This window comes from Priestia sp. J2, from assembly GCF_020790095.1.
GTDB classification, from domain to species: domain Bacteria; phylum Bacillota; class Bacilli; order Bacillales; family Bacillaceae_H; genus Priestia; species Priestia zanthoxyli.
The window spans coordinates 67,063-75,940 of sequence record NZ_CP086210.1 but is presented as its reverse complement, the minus strand read 5'-3'; the positions used below and the strand labels follow the sequence as shown (position 1 = coordinate 75,940).

6 protein-coding genes, 17 tRNA genes, 1 rRNA gene and 1 other annotated feature are annotated in these 8,878 nt (G+C 38.0%); of the genes, 23 read left to right on the top strand and 1 reads right to left on the bottom strand.

Annotated features, from left to right (window positions below):
* Positions 1–910: a sequence feature (23S ribosomal RNA rRNA prediction is too short), on the top strand.
* A gap of 63 nt (positions 911–973) precedes the next feature.
* The 20 genes from rrf to LJY09_RS27365 all read left to right on the top strand — a co-directional run bounded on the left by rrf (position 974) and on the right by LJY09_RS27365 (position 4,609).
* Positions 974–1,089 (top strand): 5S ribosomal RNA (gene rrf, locus LJY09_RS27460).
* Between the two features lie 114 nt (positions 1,090–1,203).
* Positions 1,204–1,279: transfer RNA gene (locus LJY09_RS27455), tRNA-Val, on the top strand.
* A gap of 4 nt (positions 1,280–1,283) precedes the next feature.
* A tRNA-Thr gene (locus LJY09_RS27450) sits at positions 1,284–1,359 on the top strand.
* Positions 1,360–1,367: 8 nt separating this feature from the next.
* Positions 1,368–1,451: transfer RNA gene (locus LJY09_RS27445), tRNA-Tyr, on the top strand.
* A 7-nt stretch (positions 1,452–1,458) separates the two neighbouring features.
* Positions 1,459–1,533: transfer RNA gene (locus tag LJY09_RS27440), tRNA-Gln, on the top strand.
* 4 nt (positions 1,534–1,537) lie between these two features.
* A tRNA-Lys gene (locus tag LJY09_RS27435) sits at positions 1,538–1,613 on the top strand.
* Between the two features lie 13 nt (positions 1,614–1,626).
* Positions 1,627–1,708, top strand: a tRNA-Leu gene (locus LJY09_RS27430).
* A 19-nt stretch (positions 1,709–1,727) separates the two neighbouring features.
* Positions 1,728–1,802 (top strand) — tRNA-Gly (locus tag LJY09_RS27425).
* Positions 1,803–1,812: 10 nt separating this feature from the next.
* Positions 1,813–1,886: transfer RNA gene (locus tag LJY09_RS27420), tRNA-Cys, on the top strand.
* Between the two features lie 12 nt (positions 1,887–1,898).
* A tRNA-Leu gene (locus LJY09_RS27415) sits at positions 1,899–1,987 on the top strand.
* Between the two features lie 9 nt (positions 1,988–1,996).
* Positions 1,997–2,073 (top strand) — tRNA-Arg (locus LJY09_RS27410).
* A gap of 4 nt (positions 2,074–2,077) precedes the next feature.
* Positions 2,078–2,154, top strand: a tRNA-Pro gene (locus LJY09_RS27405).
* Between the two features lie 5 nt (positions 2,155–2,159).
* A tRNA-Ala gene (locus LJY09_RS27400) sits at positions 2,160–2,235 on the top strand.
* A gap of 10 nt (positions 2,236–2,245) precedes the next feature.
* Positions 2,246–2,338, top strand: a tRNA-Ser gene (locus LJY09_RS27395).
* Between the two features lie 11 nt (positions 2,339–2,349).
* Positions 2,350–2,425: transfer RNA gene (locus LJY09_RS27390), tRNA-Asp, on the top strand.
* 11 nt (positions 2,426–2,436) lie between these two features.
* Positions 2,437–2,510: transfer RNA gene (locus LJY09_RS27385), tRNA-Gly, on the top strand.
* A gap of 12 nt (positions 2,511–2,522) precedes the next feature.
* Positions 2,523–2,596: transfer RNA gene (locus LJY09_RS27380), tRNA-Ile, on the top strand.
* A 42-nt stretch (positions 2,597–2,638) separates the two neighbouring features.
* Positions 2,639–2,710: transfer RNA gene (locus tag LJY09_RS27375), tRNA-Glu, on the top strand.
* Between the two features lie 909 nt (positions 2,711–3,619).
* On the top strand, positions 3,620–4,231 hold the full coding sequence (locus LJY09_RS27370; RefSeq protein ID WP_014462076.1) for a recombinase family protein: 612 nt from the start codon (positions 3,620–3,622) through the stop codon (positions 4,229–4,231).
* A 180-nt stretch (positions 4,232–4,411) separates the two neighbouring features.
* Entirely contained in the window at positions 4,412–4,609 is a 198-nt protein-coding gene (locus LJY09_RS27365) for an IDEAL domain-containing protein (protein WP_224980790.1), read from the top strand.
* Between the two features lie 550 nt (positions 4,610–5,159).
* Here the strand turns inward: LJY09_RS27365 and LJY09_RS27360 are convergent.
* Positions 5,160–6,008 carry a hypothetical protein gene (locus LJY09_RS27360; RefSeq protein ID WP_014462079.1) on the bottom strand — a complete coding sequence of 283 codons (849 nt, stop codon included), beginning with the start codon at positions 6,006–6,008 and terminating at the stop codon, positions 5,160–5,162.
* Positions 6,009–6,195: 187 nt separating this feature from the next.
* Here LJY09_RS27360 and LJY09_RS27355 point away from each other — a divergent pair, with 187 nt between their 5' ends.
* From LJY09_RS27355 to LJY09_RS27345, 3 genes are all read left to right on the top strand, one after another.
* Positions 6,196–6,930: a hypothetical protein gene (locus tag LJY09_RS27355; protein WP_014462080.1), complete on the top strand. Its 735-nt coding sequence runs from the start codon at positions 6,196–6,198 to the stop codon at positions 6,928–6,930.
* A 188-nt stretch (positions 6,931–7,118) separates the two neighbouring features.
* Positions 7,119–7,778 carry a DUF1796 family putative cysteine peptidase gene (locus LJY09_RS27350; RefSeq protein WP_228307891.1) on the top strand — a complete coding sequence of 220 codons (660 nt, stop codon included), beginning with the start codon at positions 7,119–7,121 and terminating at the stop codon, positions 7,776–7,778.
* A gap of 892 nt (positions 7,779–8,670) precedes the next feature.
* Positions 8,671–8,868, top strand: coding sequence for a hypothetical protein (locus LJY09_RS27345; protein WP_224980793.1), 198 nt, complete (start codon positions 8,671–8,673; stop codon positions 8,866–8,868).
* Positions 8,869–8,878 lie beyond the last annotated feature (10 nt).

Here is an 8,878-nt window from a genome sequence, read left to right as displayed (position 1 = left end):
CTGTCTCAACGAGAGACTCGGTGAAATTATAGTACCTGTGAAGATGCAGGTTACCCGCGACAGGACGGAAAGACCCCGTGGAGCTTTACTGTAGCCTGATATTGAATTTTGGTACAGCTTGTACAGGATAGGTAGGAGCCTGAGAAGCCGGAGCGCTAGCTTCGGTGGAGGCGTCGGTGGGATACTACCCTGGCTGTATTGAAATTCTAACCCGCGGCCCTGATCGGGCCGGGAGACAGTGTCAGGTGGGCAGTTTGACTGGGGCGGTCGCCTCCTAAAATGTAACGGAGGCGCCCAAAGGTTCCCTCAGAATGGTTGGAAATCATTCGTAGAGTGTAAAGGCACAAGGGAGCTTGACTGCGAGACCTACAAGTCGAGCAGGGACGAAAGTCGGGCTTAGTGATCCGGTGGTTCCGCATGGAAGGGCCATCGCTCAACGGATAAAAGCTACCCCGGGGATAACAGGCTTATCTCCCCCAAGAGTCCACATCGACGGGGAGGTTTGGCACCTCGATGTCGGCTCATCGCATCCTGGGGCTGTAGTCGGTCCCAAGGGTTGGGCTGTTCGCCCATTAAAGCGGTACGCGAGCTGGGTTCAGAACGTCGTGAGACAGTTCGGTCCCTATCCGTCGTGGGCGTAGGAAATTTGAGAGGAGCTGTCCTTAGTACGAGAGGACCGGGATGGACACACCGCTGGTGTACCAGTTGTCTTGCCAAAGGCATCGCTGGGTAGCTATGTGTGGACGGGATAAGTGCTGAAAGCATCTAAGCATGAAGCCCCCCTCAAGATGAGATTTCCCATAGCGCAAGCTAGTAAGATCCCTGAAAGATGATCAGGTTGATAGGTCAGAGGTGGAAGCGTGGCGACATGTGTAGCTGACTGATACTAATCGATCGAGGACTTAACCAAAATTTTAAAAGCGTAAGCTTTACTCAGCCAACTGTTATCTAGTTTTGAGAGAGCAATCTCTTGTCTGGTGGCGATAGCGAAGAGGTCACACCCGTTCCCATACCGAACACGGAAGTTAAGCTCTTTAGCGCCAATGGTAGTTGGGACTTTGTCCCTGTGAGAGTAGGACGTTGCCAGGCAATGAATAAAACCCCTTATGAGTCTCTTGTAAAGAGCATAGGGGTTTTTTATTTGAAATAGTTTATTATGAGTATTCAAAATAACGCTTATTAACGCGCTTATATAGATTCTTTGGAGGATTAGCTCAGCTGGGAGAGCACCTGCCTTACAAGCAGGGGGTCGGCGGTTCGATCCCGTCATCCTCCACCATCGTGCCGGTGTAGCTCAACTGGTAGAGCAACTGACTTGTAATCAGTAGGTTGGGGGTTCAAGTCCTCTTGCCGGCACCATTTATATCGGAGGGGTAGCGAAGTGGCTAAACGCGGCGGACTGTAAATCCGCTCCTTCGGGTTCGGCAGTTCGAATCTGCCCCCCTCCACCATCTTTATTGGGCTATCGCCAAGCGGTAAGGCAACGGATTTTGATTCCGTCATGCGTTGGTTCGAATCCAGCTAGCCCAGCCATAGAGAGCCATTAGCTCAGTTGGTAGAGCATCTGACTTTTAATCAGAGGGTCGAAGGTTCGAGTCCTTCATGGCTCACCAGTTATATTTACACGCGGGTGTGGCGGAATTGGCAGACGCGCTAGACTTAGGATCTAGTGTCTTATGACGTGGGGGTTCAAGTCCCTTCACCCGCATCTTAATTTAGATAAATGCGCGGAAGTAGTTCAGTGGTAGAACACCACCTTGCCAAGGTGGGGGTCGCGAGTTCGAACCTCGTCTTCCGCTCCATATATATATTGGCGGCATAGCCAAGTGGTAAGGCCAAGGTCTGCAAAACCTTTATCACCGGTTCAAATCCGGTTGCCGCCTCCACGTATAAGTCCTGCCGGGGTGGTGGAATTGGCAGACACACAGGACTTAAAATCCTGCGGTAGGTGACTACCGTGCCGGTTCAAGTCCGGCCCTCGGCACCATTTTAATAAGCGCCCGTAGCTCAATTGGATAGAGCGTTTGACTACGGATCAAAAGGTTAGGGGTTCGACTCCTCTCGGGCGCGCCATAAACGGGAAGTAGCTCAGCTTGGTAGAGCACTTGGTTTGGGACCAAGGGGTCGCAGGTTCGAATCCTGTCTTCCCGACCATTTATGGGGCCTTAGCTCAGCTGGGAGAGCGCCTGCCTTGCACGCAGGAGGTCAGCGGTTCGATCCCGCTAGGCTCCACCATACAGTACACGGAGGAATACCCAAGTCCGGCTGAAGGGATCGGTCTTGAAAACCGACAGGGGTGTTAAAGCCCGCGGGGGTTCGAATCCCTCTTCCTCCGCCATTTTCTATTTTGGTCCCGTGGTGTAGCGGTTAACATGCCTGCCTGTCACGCAGGAGATCGCGGGTTCGATTCCCGTCGGGACCGCCACTTTAAAATATGCGGGTGTAGTTTAGTGGTAAAACCTCAGCCTTCCAAGCTGATGTCGTGAGTTCGATTCTCATCACCCGCTCCAAATCCAAGTAAAGGGCCTATAGCTCAGCTGGTTAGAGCGCACGCCTGATAAGCGTGAGGTCGGTGGTTCGAGTCCACTTAGGCCCATCATGTTTTATAGTAATTGAATTTAACTTATAAATTGATACTGGCCCGTTGGTCAAGCGGTTAAGACACCGCCCTTTCACGGCGGTAACACGGGTTCGAATCCCGTACGGGTCATCAAAAAAGCAGTTTGCATTTGCAAACTGCTTTTTTATTTCTATTAAATAAAATTAGGAGGAGATTGAATAAGAAAAGCGAAATAAGCTGTGGTAGCTTCTGCCGTAGGTTTAGTTATTTAGTTAGCGACTCCATTAGCTCTACCGAATTTAGGAGGTTCTTCTGGATCAGCAGAAGCTGCTGATGTTGAAGGAGACGTAACGGAAAAAGCGTTCTTTGAATCTGCTCAATAGTACAATGTGATGGTACTGGGTCTTTAGAGGATGATTCGAACAAACAGGTGATGACCAAAAAACGGTCAACTTTCATAGACCTTAACCGAATGGACTCTTCTGTAACGAGAAACAATGTTTAAAGATCTCCACCATTTTATGTATTAATAACTTAAAATCTTAAATAAAATATTCTCCTTAATATAAATGCCTTTATAAAAGTTGTGCTAATCTCTTTTCTTAATTGCTGAAAATTTGTATCTAATCCCCCCATTGTGTGTAAAACAAAAGTTAAATTCCTTACAGAGCGTTTCTCTGCACGTTAAAGACATATAATTTAATGTTTTTTATTAATAAATGCTGTAATTAAATAATCTCTGCATAAATTTAGACCTTTCTTCTTATCACATTAATTTAATAGGGGATATAATATCAATTTCCTATGTATTGTTCATGACATAGTTATTTGGCTAATGTTTAAATCACTAAGGAAATACTTCTATACATTTAATAAATATATAAAAGGAAAGTTCGTAAAAGTATACTTTTACGAACTTTCCTTTTATATAAGAAATCTACTGTTTTTATCGTTCGTTTAAGTAAGAAAAATAATTACGAACGTTCTCTTTATCTCATACACTTTTACGAACGTTTTTGGTAGAATAAAAAGAAGATAGACACAAAAGGGAGTATAAAAATGGAAAATAGAAAATTTGGATATATCCGTGTAAGCAGCCGAGATCAAAATGAAGGACGACAACTTCAGTCCATGGAAGAAGTGGGCATATCTCCTCGAGATATTTTCATGGATAAACAAAGTGGAAAAAATTTCAATAGAGAACAGTACCAATTACTAAAACGAATGATTCGTAAAGGAGATATTCTTTACATTCATTCACTAGATCGTTTTGGTCGTAACAAAGAAGAAATTTTACAAGAGTGGAATGCTATTACGAAAGAAATTGAGGCAGACATTGTTGTCTTGGATATGCCTTTGCTGGATACGACTCAGTATAAGGATAGTTTGGGAACCTTTATTGCAGATTTGGTTCTTCAAATTTTGTCCTGGATGGCGCAAGAAGAACGAGATCGTATTCGTAAACGCCAGCGAGAAGGAATTAATGCTGCGCTGAAGAGTGGTATATCTTTTGGCCGTCCTAAAGCCCAAGTTAGCCAAGATTTTATTGAGGCTTATAACCGTTGGAAACGAAATGAAATTACAGCCGTACAGGCAATGAAGGAAGCGAATGTAAAAAAGACAACGTTTTATAAATTAGTAAAACAACATGAGGATGCAATGAATATGTAAACTGTTTAAGCTAGTTTATGTTTTACCTTTAGAGCTTTGAAATAAATATTATTCTTTGTGTCAAGATATCTTTTATTCCACATTCTTCTATGTACTAATTTATCTATTAACCTCGTATTAAAACAATGAAAAAAGGAAACACTATTTTTAAAAGAGAAATGATAAAGGGGTTAATCGTTTATGGAAAATAATATATCCAACGAAATGAGTCAACTTGAAAAAAATATATCTGATGAAATATTAGCTGAATTGTTTTTAAGTCAAGTAACGAAACAATTCAAAAAAGGTAAAATTCTTGAAGAAATTGATCAGTCCTTAAAGAATAAAGACAAAGAAGCTTTTTTGCGTTTAACGGATGAACTAAAATTTGTATCTTAGTAAATAATTAGAAATAGGAAGTCATTATATAAACAAACCAGACTGAGTATCTTTCATAAGAGGTTAAGAACACAATTATTATGGTTTAGCTTCAATATAAATGGGATAATGAGCAGGAAAATATATTTCTATTAAGATTAGTAAATAAGCAAGCATGCAGCAGATTATAATTGCTCCTGTTACTAAAGCGCAACGAAGAAATTTCTTCATTATTTTATGTCTTTGAAACTTATTAAAGTTAATAATGTTACTCATAAAATCCTCCCTTTCCGGATTGATGGAGACATATTGTAAAAAGAAGATAAAACTATCTTCCTTAAAGATCAAAGGAATAGTTTTATCTTTTAATGTAACACGATCATACGTACTAAGAAATAGTAAGTTGTGAGATGAAGGAGATAATATGTTATAAAAAGTAAACTTATACAAATGAAATAATAAATGCAGCTTTTCGCTAGTTATATAAGCTGGCGATTTTTGCATTTTGAGAATGGAAAGTTGCCTAAGGTTACCCTACCTACTCTTAATGTAGTCTTCTTTATTCCTCAAGCTATTGAACGCGAGTTTTTATGGTTTGCAAAGTAGCTATATTATTTTGGACTGTTAAATTTAATTCATAGTATCCTCTCTCGCTGGATATACATGCATAGTCCCCTGAACATCCAGTTACAAAAAACGAGGTATTAGGAAAGTTAGGATTGATTGTAACTGAGTTAGCAAAAAATTTATGTGCATGATGAGTGAAAATCGCTAAAATTTTGTTCCTTACGTTAGAGGGTATAGCATTAAAAAACATGTTTGTCTGCATTTGAGTCATAACATGATCACCATGTATTTCCGTAGTTATACCTGGAACTCTCAAAGGCCAATGAAAATCAATAATGTAATAATAGTTAGGATCTAAGTTACTTAGCAAGTTTAAGCTATCCTGGCTAAATACCCCGCCTCGACCATTATCTAACCAAACATGACGCACCAACCCTTGTGTTCCAGGAATAACTCTATAGCCAGTTAAATAACGATTGATGTACTGTCGAAATAAAGCTCTACTGTTATTTCTGTTAGTAGCCTCCCAGTTTCCTATAGAAGATCTGAAGGGAATTGATCCTAAAACATTATTTAAAATATTAGTGAACTGTTGGTAATATGTTTCAGCTACTTGTATTGAAGAAGCACCTAAAGCGTGTACATCATCTCCACCAAATATAATATATCGTTTATTACCATTGTTCACTACTCTTTGCAAAAGGGTATTAAACATACTTTGACTGTTTAAAAAACCTACATGACTATCACCTACAACTGCTAAATTAACTGTAGTAGCTAGTGGGAGTCCTGGTTGATTTTGAACGCAGTCATTTTCTCTTTTACCTTTATCGTTCTTAATGATTTTTACCACCCTTTCTGTCTATTGTTCTTGATATATTATTCATTAGATCAAGGAATGCTTGTACGATGATAAAAATGCTTCTTTATTTAAGAGAAGTAAAATAATAAATATTTTCCTTTTAAGCATGTCCAAACTCTTTTTGATTGGTAGCATATTCTGTTAATATAAATACCTTTTTACAAAGGGGAACATAACATTGCTAACGAATAGTAAACAAAATTTAGAGAAATCTATTCAAAAAAATCAAGATAAAGAGTTCTTACAATACCTTCCATTACAAATTTATAGAGAAATAGCTTTTGCAGTCCCTATCCCCCAAGGCATCTCTGACTTACCACCAACTATTTTCTTTGATATTTCCAAGCAGTTTACTCCAGACCAGGTACAAAAAATTCAAGACACTATTAAAGGTGTATTATTTAACTGGTCGTTGCATCTAACACAAAAATGGAACAATGGATTTAATAATGGTGTATCACAATTGGCTGATTGCACGAACACATATGCGGTGAAAAACTTACAGCCTTTACGTTATTTTGGTGTTAATGTTACAGACGGAAAACAGGCCACAGATTTAGCTATGGAACAATTGACAGAAGTCATTAAAGACAATGGGCTTCGCCGATCCCAAAGAGCTAGGATAGATTGGATATACACCCCTTCTCCTATAACAATACAATTACCACCGACAGTCACTAAGACTCAAACTCCGTTATCTATGATTGTTAATGTATATCAACTCCAACAACCGAATGTAACTGCCGGCCTGCTTATAGGCTCTATGTTTCATGCTTGGCTCCATAGGGGCGGTTACGACGACCCTAAAGTTACAAATTATTTTATTTCTGAATGTCCAATGTGCGTTATGAGAAGTTATCAACCCAAAAAGCCCAATGTACCCGATAGTTTGTTCTATAAATATTTTAATTAAATCAACTAGTTTAAAAGTAGTGCATGATATATACAAAACGAAAGATTATAAACCAAACTATTAGCACTTAAAGAATGTTTAAAAAGGATTTTTTTTCTGTAATTTCACTTTTGTATTTAATATTTTTTACAACTAGTACAATTCAATTCACTATTTAATATAGTAGGTCATAAAAAAGGAGAATTCTGTTGAACCTAAAAGAAATTAAGGGATCATACGATGTAATTGTTAGCTTAGGCAGTGCTTGTAATCCTGCAATGGAATTAAAACGCTTAAATTTAAGGACATTCTCTGGACCACTAGACTGGAGTGTATCTCTATCACTTTCTGATGTTAATAGGTTACTGAAAAATAAATTCAGCAATTTTATGGAACTTGAAAACATGCAACTAACTGATGGAGCGTTTGCATTTGTCGATGAGGGGGTATTAATTGAAGGGGTGCAATCTTATTTAATAGAAGATACTCATTATAATATTATTTCAGTCCACGATTTCCCAATCATTCCACATCAACATTGGAGTGCCACATACACCTCCTATAAAGAAAAACTTACAAATCGAATTAATCGTTTTATAGAAAAAATCACAACCTCTGAATCTGTTTTATTTATTAGATGGGCTGCTACCTATGAGCAATCTTTAGAATTACAAGCAATTTTAGAACAGATTGTTAAAGGTAATTTTAATATTCTTATTCTATGCCCTGAAGAAGGATTCAAGGGTGTAAGTGAAATTAATTGGGGAAGTGATAAAGTATGTGCAGTCAAAGTACCGAGACTCCCTAATGACCTGGAAACATGGAATTATGTTTTAGAAGGTATAACATTAAGTTCTAGAAAACAATAAAATGAAAGCATAAGAAGAGTTTCAAAATAAGAGAAGCAACCTCATACCTAATGGCATTGGAGAGAGGTTGCTTTTTTATGATTCACACTCGTCGAAGAATGAATAACACAGCAAGTAAATAATAATGTTATTTTTACATAATGTAACATAAAAAAATAATATTACAATAAATACTGTGTTTTTAAGTATGAGCATATGTATAAAAAGTGCGCTTTTTATACGTTCGGCTTTTATTCACCTCAAGATAAAACGCTGATGTATCAAGGATGTATAAAAAGCTGCATAAAGTAAGTCGTCATATTATCTTAAACCCCTTGTGCCATAAGGGGTTCTTTTTGTATGTCTTCCGGAAAGAGTGTTTATGTAAACTAGAAATGAATATTGTATTCATTCACTTTTCTATCTTTTTAATGTGTTAAAATGTAATTATAAGGAAATTTATGAGGGGGATACTCTTGTTTAAGACGCTACCATACAGAATAGCCATAACCTTGCTTGCATTGGTGATTGGCTTATTGAACTATCCCAGTGAACTTTCAAATTTTGCTTTTATAGTATCTTTTATGGGACTATTTTTCATTATGGAATCGATTGTTCCTAATTTAAAACGTAAAGTTAGCTTAATTGGGGTTTTTTCAATATTTTTTGTTGTCATATGTGCGATTACATATTTGAATACTTAAAGCCAATCCCTTTTGGATTGGCTTTAAGTATTCCTAGAAGCTACATTATGTAAATTAGCGATGTATATCTTATACAACACTTCTTTAATCCATTTTCTGATAAAATAGTAATTAATAGTATTTTTTCAGGAAGGGAGCTGATTAATCTGACTGTGAATGTAATTTTCAACCCATTTTTTGCTTTAATAATTCTTGTTACAGGGGTATGGATGGGAAGTACAGTTAATGAGTTGTTCGGATTGATAGCGATTTTAGGAGGTTTGTTGTTAGGATTCTCTAACTTATTTAAAAACGGCATAACAATTAATAAAAAGGCAAAGGTTTTACTTTTTGCATCTTTTGTTTTCTTATTAAGCTTATTCTCATTAACTTATTTGGTTGTAGCAGCGTTTATCTTTAATTTCTAAAAACCAATGA